Origin of the sequence: Pseudomonas sp. MN1F (assembly GCF_009391885.1) — a bacterium.
Taxonomy (GTDB): Bacteria; Pseudomonadota; Gammaproteobacteria; order Pseudomonadales; family Pseudomonadaceae; genus Aquipseudomonas.
On record NZ_VZII01000037.1, the window covers coordinates 265408 to 282310 of the forward strand.

The 16903-nt window shown below is 64.4% G+C and carries 17 protein-coding genes; 15 read left to right on the plus strand and 2 right to left on the minus strand.

Features of this window, described 5'->3' with window-relative positions; genetic code table 11:
- Positions 1-36 precede the first annotated feature (36 nt).
- The 11 genes from F6X59_RS19105 (at position 37) to F6X59_RS19155 (ending at position 12288) form a co-directional block, all read left to right on the plus strand.
- The gene (locus F6X59_RS19105; RefSeq protein ID WP_152957581.1) at positions 37-909 is read left to right on the plus strand and encodes a MurR/RpiR family transcriptional regulator; all 873 of its coding nucleotides are present in this window, start codon (positions 37-39) and stop codon (positions 907-909) included.
- 21 nt (positions 910-930) lie between these two features.
- Positions 931-1683: a transporter substrate-binding domain-containing protein gene (locus tag F6X59_RS19110; RefSeq protein ID WP_152957582.1), complete on the plus strand. Its 753-nt coding sequence runs from the start codon at positions 931-933 to the stop codon at positions 1681-1683.
- A gap of 58 nt (positions 1684-1741) precedes the next feature.
- Complete coding sequence (locus tag F6X59_RS19115; protein ID WP_152957583.1) at positions 1742-2461, plus strand: ABC transporter permease; 720 nt, start codon at positions 1742-1744, stop codon at positions 2459-2461.
- Positions 2458-3168 carry an ABC transporter permease gene (locus F6X59_RS19120; protein WP_152957584.1) on the plus strand — a complete coding sequence of 237 codons (711 nt, stop codon included), beginning with the start codon at positions 2458-2460 and terminating at the stop codon, positions 3166-3168. Before F6X59_RS19115 ends, F6X59_RS19120 begins: the two co-directional genes overlap by 4 nt.
- 15 nt (positions 3169-3183) lie before the next feature.
- Positions 3184-4428 carry an FAD-binding oxidoreductase gene (locus F6X59_RS19125; RefSeq protein WP_152957585.1) on the plus strand — a complete coding sequence of 415 codons (1245 nt, stop codon included), beginning with the start codon at positions 3184-3186 and terminating at the stop codon, positions 4426-4428.
- 22 nt (positions 4429-4450) lie between these two features.
- Positions 4451-5233 (plus strand): amino acid ABC transporter ATP-binding protein, encoded by a 783-nt coding sequence (locus F6X59_RS19130; RefSeq protein WP_152957586.1) that lies wholly within the window; start codon positions 4451-4453, stop codon positions 5231-5233.
- Positions 5234-5530: 297 nt separating this feature from the next.
- Entirely contained in the window at positions 5531-6340 is an 810-nt protein-coding gene (locus F6X59_RS19135; protein WP_152957587.1) for a gamma-glutamyl-gamma-aminobutyrate hydrolase family protein, read from the plus strand.
- Positions 6341-6682: 342 nt separating this feature from the next.
- Entirely contained in the window at positions 6683-7594 is a 912-nt protein-coding gene (kdgD, locus tag F6X59_RS19140; RefSeq protein ID WP_152957588.1) for a 5-dehydro-4-deoxyglucarate dehydratase, read from the plus strand.
- 103 nt (positions 7595-7697) lie between these two features.
- On the plus strand, positions 7698-9062 hold the full coding sequence (locus F6X59_RS19145) for an MFS transporter (RefSeq protein WP_152957589.1): 1365 nt from the start codon (positions 7698-7700) through the stop codon (positions 9060-9062).
- Positions 9063-9130: 68 nt separating this feature from the next.
- Positions 9131-10684: a galactarate dehydratase gene (garD, locus tag F6X59_RS19150; protein WP_152957590.1), complete on the plus strand. Its 1554-nt coding sequence runs from the start codon at positions 9131-9133 to the stop codon at positions 10682-10684.
- A 23-nt stretch (positions 10685-10707) separates the two neighbouring features.
- The gene (locus F6X59_RS19155; protein WP_152957591.1) at positions 10708-12288 is read left to right on the plus strand and encodes an aldehyde dehydrogenase (NADP(+)); all 1581 of its coding nucleotides are present in this window, start codon (positions 10708-10710) and stop codon (positions 12286-12288) included.
- Between the two features lie 110 nt (positions 12289-12398).
- On the opposite strand, the gene F6X59_RS19160 is transcribed toward F6X59_RS19155, so the two are convergent.
- Positions 12399-13148 carry a FadR/GntR family transcriptional regulator gene (locus tag F6X59_RS19160; RefSeq protein ID WP_152957592.1) on the minus strand — a complete coding sequence of 250 codons (750 nt, stop codon included), beginning with the start codon at positions 13146-13148 and terminating at the stop codon, positions 12399-12401.
- A 207-nt stretch (positions 13149-13355) separates the two neighbouring features.
- Between F6X59_RS19160 and F6X59_RS19165 the strand changes: the two genes are divergently transcribed.
- The 4 genes from F6X59_RS19165 to F6X59_RS19185 all read left to right on the plus strand — a co-directional run bounded on the left by F6X59_RS19165 (position 13356) and on the right by F6X59_RS19185 (position 16367).
- A complete protein-coding gene (locus tag F6X59_RS19165; RefSeq protein WP_152957593.1) occupies positions 13356-14090 on the plus strand; it encodes a GntR family transcriptional regulator in 735 nt (244 codons plus the stop codon).
- Positions 14091-14130: 40 nt separating this feature from the next.
- The gene (locus F6X59_RS19170) at positions 14131-14781 is read left to right on the plus strand and encodes a DUF998 domain-containing protein (RefSeq protein ID WP_152957594.1); all 651 of its coding nucleotides are present in this window, start codon (positions 14131-14133) and stop codon (positions 14779-14781) included.
- A gap of 74 nt (positions 14782-14855) precedes the next feature.
- The gene (locus F6X59_RS19175) at positions 14856-15185 is read left to right on the plus strand and encodes a hypothetical protein (RefSeq protein WP_152957595.1); all 330 of its coding nucleotides are present in this window, start codon (positions 14856-14858) and stop codon (positions 15183-15185) included.
- Positions 15186-15458: 273 nt separating this feature from the next.
- Positions 15459-16367 (plus strand): LysR family transcriptional regulator, encoded by a 909-nt coding sequence (locus tag F6X59_RS19185; protein ID WP_152957596.1) that lies wholly within the window; start codon positions 15459-15461, stop codon positions 16365-16367.
- Here F6X59_RS19185 and F6X59_RS19190 read toward each other — a convergent pair whose 3' ends face one another.
- The gene (locus F6X59_RS19190; protein WP_152957597.1) at positions 16368-16874 is read right to left on the minus strand and encodes a DMT family transporter; all 507 of its coding nucleotides are present in this window, start codon (positions 16872-16874) and stop codon (positions 16368-16370) included.
- Between the last annotated feature and the right edge of the window lie 29 nt (positions 16875-16903).

Below are 16903 nucleotides of genomic sequence, written 5' to 3' on the forward strand. Positions count from 1 at the left end.
CCATTTTCTATTCCACGCCTCACCTGGAGCAGCAGCATGAGCCAACCGATCAAGCAACGCCTGGAAAACAGCCTGCAAGGGGCCGCCGCCTCGGGCCGCAAGATCGCCAGCTACATGCTCGCCAACCTGCACGAACTGCCGTTCCAGACCTCGGCCAGCATTGCCGCCAAGCTAGGTGTCAGCGAATCCAGCGTCGGCCGTTTCTGTCGCTCCCTTGGTTATGCCCATCTCAAGGCGCTCAAGCAAGACCTGCAGAGCGACCTCGGCGATGGGCCGTGGCTGATGGGTGATCGCCTGCAAGAATATCGCCAGAACCAGGACGTCAGCGACAACGCCGGCAGCCTGGAGCGGGAAATCGCGGCCCTGGTGCGCGTTCACGAATACCGCCAGAGCCATGCCTGGCACGCCGTGGCCCAGCGCCTGGCAGAAAAGCCACGGGTATGCATCGCAGGCTTTCAGACCGAACGCGGCATCGCCATGTGCATGAGCCACCTGCTGCAATACCTGCGCGATGGCGTGCAATTGGTCGATGGCAGCGCCGGGCACTTCGGCGAGGTGCTGCTCGGCCGCAGCGAGGACACCGCGCTGGTGGTGTTCGAGGCCCGCCGCTATTCACGCCATGCCCTGCAGCTGTGCCAGAAGGCACGCGCCGCCGGCATCCCGGTCACCCTGGTGACCGACACCTTCTGCGACTGGGCCGACGCCCATGCCGACGAAGTGTTCCGCATCCCCACCGAATTCAACCTGTTCTGGGAGTCCACCGCGACCATGCTGTCGTGGGTGCACCTGATGGTCAACGAGGTCTGCAAGAAGCTCGGGCCTGATGTTGAAAAACGCTTGGAAGCAACTGCCGCTCTACATAACGAGTTCGTCGGCTACACCTCGTGGCCCGCGAACAAACAACAATAGCAAGAGTGCAAGAGGTGCGAGATGAACAAGACCATGGCTATGCTGGGTGCGTGTGCCCTGCTGCTGGCAGGCAACGCCAGCGCCGAGACCCTGCGCTTCGCCACCGAAGGTGCCTACCCGCCCTTCAACTATGTCGACGCCGATAACCAGTTGCACGGCTTCGACATCGACATCACCCATGCCCTGTGCGAGCAGATGAAGGTTGAATGCACCCTGGTTGCCCAGGACTGGGAAGGCATCATCCCGGCGCTGATGGCGCGCAAGTACGATGCCGTGGTGGCGTCGATGATCGACACCGAGGAGCGGCGCAAGAAAATCGCCTTCACCGACCATTATTACCGCACCCCGCTGACCGTCGCCGTGGCCAAGGACAGCAAGATCAGTGACGCCCAGACCAGGTTTGACGGCTATACCGTCGGTGCCCAGTCGTCCTCGACCCAGGCCATCTATGCCGAAGACGTGTACGCCAAGGCCGGCGCCGATGTGAAGCTGTACCCGACCATGGACGAGGCCAACGCCGACCTCGCCGCTGGCCGCCTGGACGGGGTGATCGCCGACAAGTTCCCGCTGCACGAGTGGATGAACAAGAACGGCGCCGACTGCTGCAAGATCCTTGGCGATGTTGCCAACACCAAGGCCGACGCCGCGATTGCCGTGCGCAAGGACGACGATGCCCTGCGCCAGCGGCTCAACACCGCACTGGCCGCGATCGTCGCCAACGGCACCTACCAGAAGATCGCCAGCAAGTACTTTGCCTTCGATATCTACAACTGATCTGTAGGGGGCATGCGCTTTCCGTGTGGGAGCGCATGACCCATCCAAGGGGTTCGTCATGCTCGATCAATTGTCCTTGCTGTCCTTCGCCAGTGGTGGCTGGGGCCAGGCGCTGCTGGCCGGCGCGCTGGTCACCGTGTCACTGGCCCTCGCCTGCCTGCCCATCGGCCTGCCGCTGGGCCTGGCCGTAGCGTTGGCGGCGCGTTCGCGCAAACGCTTGCCGCGCGCCTGGGCCACCACCTTTTCCACGGTGTTCCGCGGCCTGCCCGAGCTGCTGACCTTGCTGATCATCTATTACGGCTGCCAGATCGCCGCACAAAAGCTGCTGGCGGCCATGGGTTATCAAGGCGAATTCCTGATCAACACCTTCCTGGCCGCGATGATCGCCTTCAGCCTGGTCTTTGCGGCGTTCTCCAGCGAAATCTGGCTGGCTGCGTTCAAGACCCTGCCCAAAGGCCAACTGGAAGCCTGCTCGGCGCTGGGCCTGAGCAAGCGCACCGGGTTCTTCAAGGTGGTGCTGCCGCAACTGACCCGCATCGCCCTGCCGGGCCTGTCGAACAACTGGCTGTCGCTGCTCAAGGACACCTCGCTGGTGTCGACCATCTCGCTGGTCGACCTGATGCGCCAGACCAACCTGGCGGTCAGCGTAACCAAGGAGCCAATGTTCTTCTATGGCGTTGCCTGCCTGGGCTACCTGCTGTTCTCGGCCGCCTCGGGACGGGTGTTCGCCTATATCGAGCGCCGCAGCAACCGCCACCTGCAAGGAGCACGCACATGAGTGCCGAACAACTGCTGGGCCTGGTGCTGGACCCGGACCTGCTGGAACGCTACGGCCCGCGTTTCGTCGATGGCCTGCTGGTGACCGCCAAGCTGGTGGCGATCTCCTTCAGCCTGGGCGCCGTGCTCGGCCTGCTGCTGGCCCTGGCGCGCATGTCGCAACATCGGCTGCTGCAACGCATGGCGGCCGGCTACATCTACTTCTTCCGCGGCTCGCCGCTGCTGGCACAGCTGTTCCTGTTGTATTACGGCCTGGGCTCGCTGAAAGGCTTCTGGCAGGACGTCGGCCTCTGGTGGTTCTTCCGTGAAGCCTGGTTCTGCACGTTGCTGGCGTTCACCCTGAACACCGCCGCCTACCAGGCCGAAATTTTCCGCGGCAGCCTGATGGCCGTGGCCCCGGGGCAGTACGAAGCGGCACGGGCGCTGAACCTGAAACGCTCGACCACCTTCTTCAAGGTCATCCTGCCGCAATCGTTGCTGGTGGCCATCGGGCCGCTGGGCAACGAGCTGATCCTGATGATCAAGGCCAGCGCCATCGCCTCGCTGGTGACCATCTACGATCTGATGGGCGTGACCAAACTGGCGTTCTCGCGCAGTTTCGATTTCCAGATCTACCTCTGGGCCGCAGTGCTCTACCTGGTGATCGTCGAGCTGGTCCGGCGCTTGCTCAAACACCTGGAAGCCCGCCTGGGCCGCCACCTGAACTGACCGAAGGATACATCCATGCATTGCCAGACCCTTGTTCTTGGCGCCGGCATCGTCGGCGTCAGCACCGCACTGCACCTGCAGGCTCGTGGGCGCCAGGTGATCCTGATCGACCGCGACGACCCCGGCAGCGGCACAAGCCACGGCAACGCCGGGCTGATCGAGCGCTCCAGTGTGATCCCCTATGCCTTCCCGCGGCAGTTCGGCGCCTTGCTGCGCTATGGCCTGAACCGCCAGCCAGACGTGCGCTACAGCTTGCTGCACCTGCCCAAGGCGGCGTCGTGGCTGCTGCGCTACTGGCAACAGTCGGCGCCCGGGCGCCTGGCCGGGGCGGCGGCCGACATGCTGCCGCTGGTGCAGCGCAGCGTGGAGGAGCACGATGCGCTGATCCAAGCGGCCGGCCTGGAAGGGCTGATCCAGGCCAAAGGCTGGATCGAGGTGTATCGCGACCCGGCGCTGTTCGAGCAGGCCAAGGCCGAGCTCAAGGGCCTGGCCCGTTACGGCCTGCAGTACGAAATCCTCGAACGCGGCCAGCTGCAGGCACGCGAGCAGCAGCTCGACAGCACGGTGGTCGGTGGTATCCACTGGCTCGACCCGAAGACCGTCACCAACCCCGGTGCCCTCACCCGTGGCTATGCCGCGCTGTTCGTGCAGCGCGGCGGGCAGTTCCTGCATGGCGATGCGCGCAGCCTGCGCCAGGTCGACGGCCAATGGCAGGTCGACAGCCAACGGGGGCCGATTACCGCCGACGACGTGGTGGCCTGCCTGGGCCCGCAATCGGGCGACCTGTTCGAGCGCCTGGGCTACCGCATTCCGCTGGGCATCAAGCGTGGCTACCACATGCACTACGGCACCCGCGATGGCGCGCAGCTACAGCATTCGATCTGTGACACCCAGGGCGGCTATGTACTGGCCCCCATGGCCCGCGGTGTGCGCCTGACCACCGGCATCGAGTTCGCCGCCAGTGACGCACCGGGCAACGAAATCCAGCTCAAGCGCTGCGAAGCCCTGGCCCGCAAGCTGTTCCCGGCCCTGGGCGAGCGCCTCGATGACAAACCCTGGCTCGGCCGCCGGCCCTGCCTGCCCGACATGCGCCCGGTGATCGGCCCGGCGCCCCGGCACAAAGGGCTGTGGTTCAACTTCGGCCACGCCCACCACGGCCTCACCCTCGGCCCGGTCAGCGGCCGCCTGGTGGCCGAGCTGCTCACCGGCGAGCGCCCTTTCACCGACCCTGCGCCCTACAGCGCGGCACGTTTCGACTGACACCCAGCGGGAGAACAACAACATGACCGCCCCCATGAGCGTTGCCAGCCTTGCCCCCGAACCTGACCCACGCCCGGAGCTGATCCGTATCGAGGGCCTGAACAAGCACTATGGCGCCTTCCATGTACTGCGTGACATCGACCTGCAGGTGCGCGAAGGCGAGCGCATTGTCCTGTGTGGCCCGTCCGGCTCGGGAAAATCGACGTTGATCCGCTGCATCAACCGCCTGGAAATCGCCCAGCAGGGCAGCATCCGGGTGGCCGGCACGGACCTTGCCGCCAACACTCGCCAGGCGGCCCAGGTGCGCAGCGAGATCGGCATGGTGTTCCAGCACTTCAACCTGTTCCCGCACATGAGCGTGCTCGACAACTGCCTGCTCGCCCCCACCAGCGTGCGCGGCCTGTCGCGCAAGGACGCCGAGGAACGGGCGCGCATGTACCTGAGCAAGGTGGGTATCGAAAGCCAGGCGCACAAATACCCCAGCCAGTTGTCCGGCGGCCAGCAGCAGCGCGTGGCCATCGCCCGGGCGCTGTGCATGAAGCCGCGCATCATGCTGTTCGACGAGCCGACCTCGGCGCTTGACCCGGAGATGGTCGCCGAGGTGCTCGACGTGCTGGTGCAACTGGCCGGCACCGGCATGACCATGCTTTGCGTCACCCATGAAATGGGCTTTGCCCGCCAGGTGGCGGAACGGGTGCTGTTCCTCGAAGGCGGGCAGATCATCGAGGACAGCCCGCCCCAGGTGTTCTTCAACCAGCCGCGCACGGCGCGGGCCAAGGCGTTCCTGGCGCAGATACTGCACTGAGGCAACGATCATTGCAGCGCTGCAATGATCCAACTGCGTCGTTAAATATAATTGACCTTACCCCCTGCCAAACCCTTGCCGGCTCAGGCTCGCAAGGGTTCAGCCCCCGAAATTCGGCGCCTTAACCGCTTTTTGCTCGTTTGACATATCGAACGGCTCTGGCAAGCTATCTACAAGCCCCGACCGGAATCGTCCAGTTATGAGCCGGCAGTGCTCGGGACTTCAGGTAGCACAACATGGCCACGGGCCGTGCACCTGCACAACAACGACAGGCAGAGCCCTGTCATAAGGTGACATATGTCCAACAGCAACATTGGCAACAAGCAACCTTCCCTGCGCAAACCCGTGGTCCTGATGACCATGGGCAGCCAAGAGCGCAAAGGCCATGACTATCAGGTCATGACCCACAAATACATCACCCCGCTGGTCGACTTCGCCGATTGCGTCCCGGTGCTGGTGCCCACCTGCTGTGGCATCGAAGACCTCGAGACCTATCTGGACATGGCCGACGGCGTGTACCTGACCGGTGCCGGCAGCAACATCGACCCGACCCTGTACGGTCAGGAGAACGAAACGCCAGGCAAGGGCCAGGACCAGAACCGCGACCTGTTCGACATCCCGCTGGTCAAGGCGGCGCTCAAGCGCGGCCTGCCCATCTTCGGCATCTGCCGTGGCATGCAGGAAATCAACGTTGCCCTGGGCGGCGACATCTACCAGAAGGTCTACGCCGAGCCTGGCTTCAATGACCACCGGGAAAACCCGGAAGATCCGGTCGATGTGCAATACGCCCAGGTGCATGGCGTGAAGATCAAGCCGGGCAGCTGGCTGCGTGAAACCCTGGGCACCGACGAGATCCGCGTGAACTCGCTGCACGGCCAGGGCCTGCGCAACCTCGGCGCCGGCATCGAACCGATTGCCCACGCCGAAGACGGCCTGGTCGAAGCGATCCACGCGCCGAGCATTTCGCCGTTCCTGTTTGCCGTGCAGTGGCACCCGGAATGGCAGGCGGCGAAGAACCCTGACTCGATCAAGATCTTCCAGGCCTTCGGCGATGCCTGCCGCGCCCAGGTGCGCAAAAGCCAGATCAAGCGCCAGCAGGCTGCCTGAGATTCAGTTTCAGCTTCGTTAGCTTTGATCGCGGGGCGGCGCAAGGTCGCCCCCGCTTCCCCGGTCACCCTCTGCTGGTCCCAGAACACTTCCCGTGGAAGCGGGCGGCGGGCTTGTGCCTGTCTCCGCGATCGTTTTTTTCCCTCCCCCTCTAGAGATACGATGACTGCCGAGTGGTTGTCGTGCGATTTTCTGTGCCCCCCGCACATCCCGAACCCTACCCCTAGGCATCCCCACAAAATTTTCTGCACAGAGGACTAGTCATCGCACATGTTGTACGATAACTTACCTCCATCGCAGAACAACACCCTTCACCCCAAGCGCCACAGGATGCCTACAACAATGAATCCACAAGAACTGAAATCCATCCTCTCCCACGGCCTGCTGTCTTTCCCGGTCACCGACTTCAATGCCCAGGGCGACTTCAACCAGGCTGGCTACATCAAGCGCCTGGAGTGGCTCGCCCCTTACGGCGCCAGCGCCCTGTTCGCCGCCGGTGGCACCGGTGAGTTCTTCTCCCTGGCCGCCAGCGAATACAGCCAGGTGATCAAGACTGCAGTCGACACCTGCGCCAAGTCGGTGCCCATCCTCGCCGGCGTCGGTGGTTCTACCCGCCAGGCCATCGAATACGCGCAAGAAGCCGAACGCCTGGGCGCCAAGGGCCTGCTGCTGCTGCCGCACTACCTCACCGAAGCCAGCCAGGACGGCGTTGCCGCCCACGTCGAAGCGGTCTGCAAATCGGTCAACATCGGTGTGGTGGTGTACAACCGCAACGTCTGCCGCCTGAATGCCAACCTGCTGGAGCAACTGGCCGAGCGCTGCCCGAACCTGATCGGCTACAAGGACGGCCTGGGTGATATCGAACTGATGGTGTCGATCCGTCGTCGCCTGGGTGACCGTTTCAGCTACCTCGGCGGCCTGCCAACCGCCGAGGTGTACGCTGCGGCCTACAAGGCACTGGGTGTGCCGGTGTACTCGTCGGCAGTGTTCAACTTCATTCCCAAGACCGCGATGGACTTCTACCACGCCATCGCCCGCGACGATCACGCCACCGTGGCCAAGATCATCGACGATTTCTTCCTGCCGTACCTGGACATCCGTAACCGCAAGGCCGGCTACGCCGTGAGCATCGTCAAGGCCGGTGCCAAGATCGCCGGTTACGACGCAGGCCCGGTGCGCACCCCGCTGACCGACCTGACCGCCGAAGAGTACGAAATGCTCGCAGCCCTGATGGACAAGATGGGTCCGCAATAAGCGCACCCCGCGGCCTGCCATTGCCGCATCCGGAGTGGGCCAGCCCCACTCCGGCTACAACTCGTGAGCCCGCACAAAAATAACTAGTGGGAGTATTAACAGCATGCAAGCGACTAAAAAGACGCATGTGCGCTACCTGATCCTGTTCATGCTGTTCCTGGTGACCACGATCAACTACGCAGACCGAGCAACCATCGCCATCGCAGGCTCCAGCCTGCAGAAAGACCTCGGCATCGACGCCGTTACCCTTGGTTATATTTTCTCCGCCTTCGGATGGGCTTACGTGGCCGGGCAGATCCCCGGCGGCTGGCTGCTGGACCGCTTCGGTTCGAAGAATGTCTACGCCTTCAGCATCTTCACCTGGTCGCTGTTCACCCTGCTGCAGGGCTTTGTCGGTGGCCTGCCGGTGGCCTGGGCGGTGGTGACCCTGTTCACCCTGCGCTTTCTCGTCGGCTTCGCCGAAGCCCCGTCGTTCCCGGGCAATGCCCGTATCGTCGCAGCCTGGTTCCCAACCCAGGAACGCGGCACCGCCTCGGCGATCTTCAACTCGGCGCAGTACTTCGCCACCGCCCTGTTCGCTCCGATCATGGGCTGGATTGTGTTCAGCTTTGGCTGGGAGCATGTGTTCGTGGTCATGGGTGCACTGGGCATCGTGTTCTCCATGGTGTGGCTGAAGACCATCTACAACCCACGCCAGCACCCGCGCATCAGCAAGGACGAACTCGAACACATCGAGCAGAACGGCGGCCTGGTCGACATGGACCAGAAGCGTGGCAACGACGGCCCGAAGTGGGGCTACATCAAGCAACTGCTGACCAGCCGCATGCTGCTGGGCGTGTACCTGGGCCAGTACTGCATCAACGCCATCACCTACTTCTTCCTCACCTGGTTCCCGGTGTACCTGGTGCAGGAACGCGGCATGACCATCCTCAAAGCTGGCTTCATCGCTTCGCTGCCAGCGATCTGCGGCTTCATTGGCGGCGTGCTGGGTGGGGTAATCTCGGACTGGCTGCTGCGCCGTGGCAACTCGCTGACCTTCTCGCGCAAGCTGCCGATCGTCTGTGGCCTGTTGCTGTCGACCTGCATGGTGTTCTGCAACTACGTCGACGCCGAGTGGATGGTGGTCGGTTTCATGACCCTGGCCTTCTTCGGCAAAGGCATCGGTGCACTGGGCTGGGCCGTAGTGGCAGACACCTCGCCCAAGCAGATCGCCGGGCTGTCCGGTGGCCTGTTCAACACCTTCGGCAACGTTGCCTCGATCACCACCCCGATCGTGATCGGCTACATCATCAGCGCCACCGGCTCGTTCAAGTGGGCCCTGGTGTACGTGGGTGCCAACGCCCTGGTGGCGGTGTTCAGCTACCTGGTGATCGTCGGCCCGATCAAGCGTATCGAGTTGCGCGACGATGCCCCAAAGCCACAGTCTGAGCCGGCCGCCAATGGCGAACTGGCCAGCTCGCGGCACTGAGTGAACACGCCCACGCCTGCGCGGGCGGATGTACAAAAGCCTGAGAACCTGACAAGTAGGGCCCAAACATGCAGTTGATCGAACATTCCGACTCGCCCCGCTACGTCCGCCTGCACGACGACGACAATGTCGTGGTGGTGGTCAACGACGGCGGCCTGGGCGAAGGTGCCCGCTTCGCCGATGGCCTGACCCTGGTCGAAGGCGTGCCACAGAGCCACAAGGTCGCCACCGTGCTGATCGCCAAGGGCGAGCCGGTACGCCGCTACGGGCAGATCATCGGCTATGCGCTGGAAGACCTGCGCCAGGGCAGCTGGGTACAGGAAAGCCAGCTGGCCATGCCGGCCGCCCCCGAGCTGGACAGCCTGCCGCGCTGCGACGCAGTACCCGATGCCCTGCCACCGCTGGACGGCTTCACCTTCGAAGGCTACCGCAACGCCGACGGCACCGTCGGCACCCGCAACATCCTCGGCATCACCACCACAGTGCAGTGCGTGACCGGCGTGCTGGAGCACGCGGTCAAGCGCATTCGCGCCGAACTGCTGCCCAAATACCCCAACGTCGATGACGTGGTCGCCCTCACCCACAGCTACGGTTGCGGCGTGGCGATCAATGCCCGCGACGCCTACATCCCGATCCGCACCGTGCGCAACCTGGCGCGCAACCCCAACCTCGGTGGCGAGGCGCTGGTGATCAGCCTGGGTTGCGAAAAGCTCCAGGCCGGCCAGGTGATGCACGACAACGACCCGTCGGTGGACCTCAGCGAGCCTTGGTTGTATCGCCTGCAGGACGCCAGCCTCGGCTTTGTCGAGATGATCGAGCAGATCATGGGCCTGGCCGAAACCCGCCTGAAGAAGCTCGACCAGCGCCGCCGCGAGACGGTGCCGGCCAGCGAGCTGATCCTCGGCATGCAGTGCGGCGGCAGTGACGCCTTCTCCGGCATCACCGCCAACCCGGCACTCGGCTACGCTGCCGACCTGCTGGTGCGCGCGGGTGCCACCGTGCTGTTCTCGGAAGTGACCGAAGTGCGCGATGCCATCTACATGCTCACCTCCCGCGCCGAAAACCAGGAAGTTGCCGATGCCCTGGTGCGCGAGATGGACTGGTACGACCGCTACCTGCAGCAAGGCGCGGCCGACCGCAGCGCCAACACCACGCCGGGCAACAAGAAAGGCGGCCTGTCGAACATTGTCGAGAAGTCCCTCGGCTCGATCGTCAAGTCTGGCAGCGGCGCCATCCAGGGCGTGCTTGGCCCGGGCGAGCGGGTCAATCGCAAGGGCCTGATCTTCTGCGCCACCCCGGCCAGCGACTTCGTCTGCGGCACCCTGCAACTGGCCGCCGGCATGAACCTGCACGTGTTTACCACCGGCCGCGGCACGCCGTATGGCCTGGCCATGGCGCCGGTGGTCAAGGTTTGCACCCGCACCGAGCTGGCCCAGCGCTGGCCGGACCTGATCGACATCGACGCCGGGCGCATTGCCAGTGGCCGCTCGACCATCGAAGAGCTGGGTTGGGAGCTGTTCCACTACTACCTGGACGTGGCCAGCGGCCGCAAACAGACCTGGGCCGAACAGCACCGCCTGCACAACGACATCACCCTGTTCAATCCAGCACCGATTACCTGAACATTCAACCCTAGGAGCCGCACATGCCAGAGATCCTCGGCCACAACTTCATCGCCGGCCAGCGCAGCGCCGCTGGTTCGCAACGCCTGCAAAGCCTGGACGCCACCACCGGCGAGGCCCTGCCCTACAGCTTCGCCCAGGCCACCGAGGCCGAAGTGGACCAGGCAGCCAATGCCGCTGCTGCCGCGTTTGTCGAATTCCGCAACCTGAAACCGGCCCGCCGTGCCGAGTTCCTCGATGCCATTGCTGGCGAACTGGACGAACTGGACGACGCCTTCGTCGCCATCGTCTGCCGTGAGACTGCCCTGCCTGCCGCCCGCATCCAGGGCGAGCGCGGCCGCACCAGCGGCCAGATGCGCCTGTTCGCCCAAGTGCTGCGCCGTGGCGATTTCCTCGGTGCGCGCATCGACCTGGCCCTGCCCGACCGTCAGCCGCTGCCGCGGGTCGACCTGCGCCAGATGCGCATCGGCGTCGGCCCGGTCGCCGTGTTCGGTGCCAGCAACTTCCCACTGGCCTTTTCCACCGCTGGTGGTGACACCGCTGCGGCCCTTGCCGCCGGTTGCCCGGTGGTGTTCAAGGCGCACAGCGGCCACATGGCCACCGCCGACCTGGTCGGCTGCGCCATCCAGCGCGCGGCCGAGCGCACCGGCATGCCCAAGGGCGTGTTCAACATGGTCTTCGGCGCTGGCGTCGGCGAGCCGCTGGTCAAGCACCCGGCCATCCAGGCCGTCGGCTTCACCGGTTCGCTCAAGGGTGGCGACGCCCTGTGCCGCATGGCCGCCGAGCGCCCGCAGCCGATCCCGGTATTCGCCGAGATGTCCAGCATCAACCCGGTGATCATCCTGCCGGGCGCCCTGGCCAAGCGTGGCGAGGCCATCGCCCGTGAGCTGGCCGGTTCCGTGTGCATGGGTGCCGGGCAGTTCTGCACCAACCCGGGCCTGGTCATCGGCCTGCAGTCCGCGCAGTACAGCCAGCTGCTCGCCGACCTTGGCCAGCACCTGGACCAACAGGCCGGGCAGACCATGCTGAACGCTGGCGGCCTGCGCAGCTACGTGGGCGGCCTGGAGCACCTGCACGCCCACGCGGGTATCGAGCACCTCGCCGGCCAGGCCCAGGAAGGCAGCCAGGCCCGTGCTCAGCTGTTCAAGGCTGATGCCCGCCTGTTGGTGGAATCGGACCCGCTGCTGCAGGAAGAAGTGTTCGGCCCGACCACCGTGGCGGTCGAGGTCAAGGACAACGCGCAACTGCGTGACGCCCTGCTCGGCCTGCGCGGCCAGCTGACCGCGACCTTGATCGGCGAGCCGGAGGACTTCGAGGCCTTCGCCTGGCTGGTGCCGCTGCTGGAAGAGAAAGTCGGCCGCATCCTGGTCAATGGCTACCCGACCGGCGTGGAAGTGTGCGAGGCGATGGTCCACGGCGGGCCGTATCCGGCGACTTCCGATGCCCGTGGTACATCGGTCGGCACCCTGGCCATCGACCGTTTCCTGCGCCCGGTGTGCTACCAGAACTACCCGCAGGCGCTGCTGCCGGAGGCACTGCGTGACCACAACCCGCTGGGGCTGCGTCGCCTGGTCAATGGGCAGTGGAGCGAAGGCGCCATCTGAGTAATGAACTGAAACAGGAAAGCCCCGCATTTGCGGGGCTTTTCTTTATCGCCTGTCCCGGCCTCTTCGCGGGTGAACCCGCGAAGAGGCCATTACAGGTTATAGAGGCCTCAGCCCCCCTGAGCCTCTGCTGCTTCATGAGCCTGGCGCAATCGCTCGCGGCTGTTGCTCAGGTGCATGCGCATCGCCATCTTCGCCCCTTCGCTGTCGCGTCGGGCGATGGCTTCGTAGATGGCCTCGTGCTCGTGCATCAGGCGGCTCATGTAATGCGCCTGGTCATCATGGGCCAACCGCGCCGAATTCAACCGGGTACGCGGAATGATGCTGGTACCCAGGTGGTTGATGATATCGGCGAAGTAGTGGTTGCCACTGGCCTGGGCAATGCGCAGGTGGAACTGGAAGTCCGCCGACACTGCATCGGTGGCATGTGCCGCGCCTTCGTTGAGCTCGTCCAGCGCCGCCCGCATGCCCGCCAGCGCTTCGTCGCTGCGCCGTTGCGCCGCCAGGCCCGCCGACTCGATTTCCAGGGCGATGCGCAGCTCCAGCACCGCCAGCACTTCGCGCAAGGTCACCACGGTCGCCGGGTCGATACGAAAGCCCCCGGTCGCCGGGGCGTCCAGCACGAAGGTGCCGATGCCATGGCGCGTCTCCACCTGGCCGGCCGCTTGCAGCCGGGAGATCGCCTCACGCACCACGGTGCGGCTGACGCCCTCCTCGGCCATGATCTGCGATTCGGTCGGCAGCTTGTCGCCGCGCTTGAGCTGGCCGCTGCGAATGCGCTCGGTCAGCACCGTGACCAGTTCCTGGGCCAGACTACGCGGCTTGCGCCGGGTCCTTGCCTGTACCTGCTGCTCTGTCATGCCCTGTATTTCACCTTGAAAGACAGCCGTCATGATAGCGCAAGCAGTTGTACGATCACATACACCTGACGCGGTATTTCATCAAAGCGCTGCGCCAGGTGCATGCCCCAGCACGCGGGCGTATTGGTCACCTGCGTTGGACTCGGTGAACTCGCCCCAGCACTGATAAACTGCCAATCCGTGGATTTGAGGGGATTGACGCAAGGCATGAACGAAACGCGATACGCCGTGGTGGCCAAGGACTTGATGGAAGGCATCGCCAGTGGCCGTTACCCGGTGGGTAGCCTGCTGCCGACCGAATTCGAGCTGTGCGATTTGTATGAGGTGAGCCGGCACACGGTGCGGGCAGCGATCAACCAGTTGCTCAATCAGGGGCTGGTGTCACGCCGCAAGCGGGTCGGCACCCGGGTCGAGGCCAGCAGCCCACGCGGCGGCTATTCCCAGTCACTGGCGACCGTGGCCGACCTTGCGCACCTGGCGGAAACCCAGCAACGGGATATCCAGAACGTGCGCCACTTCGTCGCCGATCTGAGTGAGGCGGCGCGCCTGGGGCTGGTGCCGGGGGAGCACTACTTCTGCGTGTCGAGCATCCGCGTCGACCGCCAGCACAATGCCGCGCCGTTGTGCTGGACCGATGTCTATGCCCAGCGCGATTACGCCGAGGTCATCGAACTGGCCCGCGAGCACCCTGACCAGCTGATCGCAGCGTTGATCGAACAGCACTATGGCCGGGCGATCGCCGTCGTCGACCAGCAGGTACGGGCCGTGTTGCTGACAGCAGAGATGGCGCGTGAACTGAAGGCCGAGACGGGCACCCCAGGGCTGAAGATCATCCGTCATTACCGCGAGAAAAACGGCGACCTGATGGCAGTTTCCGAGACCGTGCACCCGGATGACCGGTTCACCCTGGTGACCCAGATGCGCCGGGACACGCAGGGCTGAAGCCGCTACAGTAGACGCTTTCCATGGAAGGAAGTCCTGCATGAAACCGCTCGACCGTGCCCTGCTCGCTTGTGGCCTGCTCATCCCGTTCTGGTTGCTGATCGGCGTCTGGTCCACCGCCCAGGCCTACCCCGGCTACGACCACCTGCAGCAGGCCATGAGCCAGCTCGGCGCCCAAGGTTCCCCGACCCAGCACTGGTCGCCCCTGGTCAATAATTTCCCCCTCGCCCTGCTGTTCGCCCTATTCGCCTGGGGCCTTGCCCGGCGTTGGCGCGCCTCGAAACTTGCGCTGCTGAGCGCTGCCCTGGTCCTGCTGCATGGCCTGGGCAGCTTCGGCACTGGCCTGTTTCCGTGCGACCAGGGCTGCGCACCTGCCGAGCCGTCCAGCTCGCAGCAACTGCACAACCTCAGTGGCCTGCTGATGTTCCTCTCGTTGACCCTGGCCAGCGCGCTGTGGGCCTGGCTCGGCAAGCGCCTGATCGGTTCGCCAGCCTTGAGCTGGTTTTCGCTGGTGTGCCTGATATCCGCCTTGGTCAGCGTCGTGTTCATGGCCCAGGCCGCACAAAGCGGCCAGCTGTTCGGCCTGTACCAGCGGCTGAACTACGGCGTGTCAGTGGTGTGGATCGCCGGTTTGGCGCTGAGCTGCCTGCACCCGGCACTGGCAAATCGCTTTCGCATCGCCACTACCTGATTCGAAAATACTGGCCCCCAGGCATCTGAAGCGAAGGCAAACTCCCTTCATCTTCAGATGCTTAGGACAGCAAAATGCGAGTATTTCTAGCAACGATGGCCGGCTGCCTGCTGGCCACTGCCGCCTTTGGCGCCCAGGCCAAAGCGCTTAGCCAGAACGACCGCCAAACCTGTGGATGGGGCTCGCAGATCGCCGCCGAGGCGCAGCAGGCCAAGCTCTCCGGCGTCACCCTGTACGCCACGCGCAAGAAACTGCAGGTACGCCGGTTCGCCAAACCCTGGATGCGCATGACCGCCATGGGCATTACCGAACAGACCTACAACAGCCGTTCACGGCTCAAGCCAGCGGCGATCAAGCAGACGTACTACGAACAGTGTGTCCAGCACACACTTGCGAAAAGGTAGATCATTAAAATCAACGAGTTAGCAAATACAACTCATGTGATTTATTTAAGATTTCAGGTGAGATAGACCGGCTCGCAACGCACTTCGGTTTTCACCGAATTGGCAATGAAGCACGCTTCATGAGCAAGGTAATGCAGGTGCTCGAGCTGCTCCCACAGCAGTGGCAGCTGGACAGCGCCGCCACGCCTGGCGTTTGCGGCCTGTCCCACGAAAAAGCGATTACATCTGTTACGCTGATAATCACCTGCCAAAGCCAATCAAAGCATTCGCCCCATGGATGAACTGCGCAAGATCGACCTCAACCTGCTGCTCACCCTGCACGCCCTGCTCAGCGAAAAGCACGTGACCCGCGCCACCCTGCGCCTGCACCGCAGCCAGCCCGCCGTCAGTCATGCCCTGGCGCAGCTACGTGCACACTTCGACGACCCCTTGCTGATCCGCCAGCACGGCCAGATGGCCCTCACCGCCCGCGCCCAATCACTGGCCAAACCGCTGCAGGACGCCCTCGGCAGCCTCAACGGCCTGCTGGCCGCGCCGCAGTTCGACCCGGCCCAAGCTCGGCGCCGCTTCAGGCTTTCGCTGTCGGACTATTCCTCACGCATCATCCTGCCACCCTTGGTCCGCCACCTGCGCCAGGTTGCCCCCGGCGTCGACCTGGCGATCAGCCAGGCCAGCCGCGATAGCATGCTCGCGCAGTTGCTCGATGGCGAACTCGACCTGGCCCTGGGCATCTTCCCGGAACTGCCAGCCGACATCACCGCCCAGACCTTGTTCGAAGACCGCTTCATCAGCGTCGCTGATCGCCAGGTGCTGCCAGCCGAGGGCGGGCTTGCGCTGGAGGACTGGCTGACGCGCCCGCACGTGCTCATGGCCATGCACCCGGATGCCCACGATGAGATCGAGCGAGCGTTGGCCGAACAAGGCCTGCGCCGGCATATTGCGCTGGCGCTGCCACATTGGAGCGCAGCAGTCGAAGTGCTCGCCGGCACCGACCTGATCCTCACCGTGGCCAGGCGAGCGGTAGGCCCGATGCGCCAGCACCCGTCACTGCGCCAGTTCACGCCACCGCTGCCGATCCCCGCCCTCGCCTATCAACAAGCCTGGCACGCCAGGAAAGACAGCGACCCCGGCCATCGCTGGCTGCGCGAGGCGGTTTGGGCCTGCAGCCAGCCTGGGCATTGATCAGCGCTCGGCCACAGCCTGGCCGGACGACGGCGTCGAGGTCCAGCCGCCCTGCACCAGCAACACCCCGCCGAGGATCAGCAGCACACCGGCCACCCTGGCCAGGTTCACCGGCTTGCTGGCAACGCCCATCAGCCCGAAGTGATCGACGATCACCGACGTCAGGATCTGCCCTGCCACCACCAGCACCAGGAAACCCGCCGTGCCCAGCTTCGGTGTCAAGGCAGCAGCGCCAGCCACATAGAGGGCGCCCAGCACGCCACCGATCCATAGCCACCACGGCCCCTGCAGCGCCTTGCCCAGGTCAGGCACGGGCACCCGCAGGATCAGCAACGCGGTGATGATCACCACCGAACTGACCGTCAACGAGGTGAAGGCGCCCCACAACCAGTGTCCCAGCGCACGGCCGACGGCGGCGTTGCTGGCGGCCTGGTAAGGCAGCACGAAGCCCGCCAGCAGGGCCATCATCACGGGCAGGAATGCAAGCAACAGGTTCTTGTAGGACATGAAAGGTCTCATCTGAAGACAGGATGAGA

Excerpts from the sequence above, each read along its gene's own strand:
- F6X59_RS19105 (WP_152957581.1), top strand. The coding sequence starts at position 37 with ATGAGCCAACCGATCAAGCAACGCCTGGAAAACAGCCTGCAAGGGGCC.
- F6X59_RS19110 (WP_152957582.1), top strand. The coding sequence starts at position 931 with ATGAACAAGACCATGGCTATGCTGGGTGCGTGTGCCCTGCTGCTGGCA.
- F6X59_RS19115 (WP_152957583.1), top strand. The coding sequence starts at position 1,742 with ATGCTCGATCAATTGTCCTTGCTGTCCTTCGCCAGTGGTGGCTGGGGC.
- F6X59_RS19120 (WP_152957584.1), top strand. The coding sequence starts at position 2,458 with ATGAGTGCCGAACAACTGCTGGGCCTGGTGCTGGACCCGGACCTGCTG.
- F6X59_RS19125 (WP_152957585.1), top strand. The coding sequence starts at position 3,184 with ATGCATTGCCAGACCCTTGTTCTTGGCGCCGGCATCGTCGGCGTCAGC.
- F6X59_RS19130 (WP_152957586.1), top strand. The coding sequence starts at position 4,451 with ATGACCGCCCCCATGAGCGTTGCCAGCCTTGCCCCCGAACCTGACCCA.
- F6X59_RS19135 (WP_152957587.1), top strand. The coding sequence starts at position 5,531 with ATGTCCAACAGCAACATTGGCAACAAGCAACCTTCCCTGCGCAAACCC.
- kdgD (WP_152957588.1), top strand. The coding sequence starts at position 6,683 with ATGAATCCACAAGAACTGAAATCCATCCTCTCCCACGGCCTGCTGTCT.
- F6X59_RS19145 (WP_152957589.1), top strand. The coding sequence starts at position 7,698 with ATGCAAGCGACTAAAAAGACGCATGTGCGCTACCTGATCCTGTTCATG.
- garD (WP_152957590.1), top strand. The coding sequence starts at position 9,131 with ATGCAGTTGATCGAACATTCCGACTCGCCCCGCTACGTCCGCCTGCAC.
- F6X59_RS19155 (WP_152957591.1), top strand. The coding sequence starts at position 10,708 with ATGCCAGAGATCCTCGGCCACAACTTCATCGCCGGCCAGCGCAGCGCC.
- F6X59_RS19160 (WP_152957592.1), bottom strand. The coding sequence starts at position 13,148 with ATGACAGAGCAGCAGGTACAGGCAAGGACCCGGCGCAAGCCGCGTAGT.
- F6X59_RS19165 (WP_152957593.1), top strand. The coding sequence starts at position 13,356 with ATGAACGAAACGCGATACGCCGTGGTGGCCAAGGACTTGATGGAAGGC.
- F6X59_RS19170 (WP_152957594.1), top strand. The coding sequence starts at position 14,131 with ATGAAACCGCTCGACCGTGCCCTGCTCGCTTGTGGCCTGCTCATCCCG.
- F6X59_RS19175 (WP_152957595.1), top strand. The coding sequence starts at position 14,856 with ATGCGAGTATTTCTAGCAACGATGGCCGGCTGCCTGCTGGCCACTGCC.
- F6X59_RS19185 (WP_152957596.1), top strand. The coding sequence starts at position 15,459 with ATGGATGAACTGCGCAAGATCGACCTCAACCTGCTGCTCACCCTGCAC.
- F6X59_RS19190 (WP_152957597.1), bottom strand. The coding sequence starts at position 16,874 with ATGTCCTACAAGAACCTGTTGCTTGCATTCCTGCCCGTGATGATGGCC.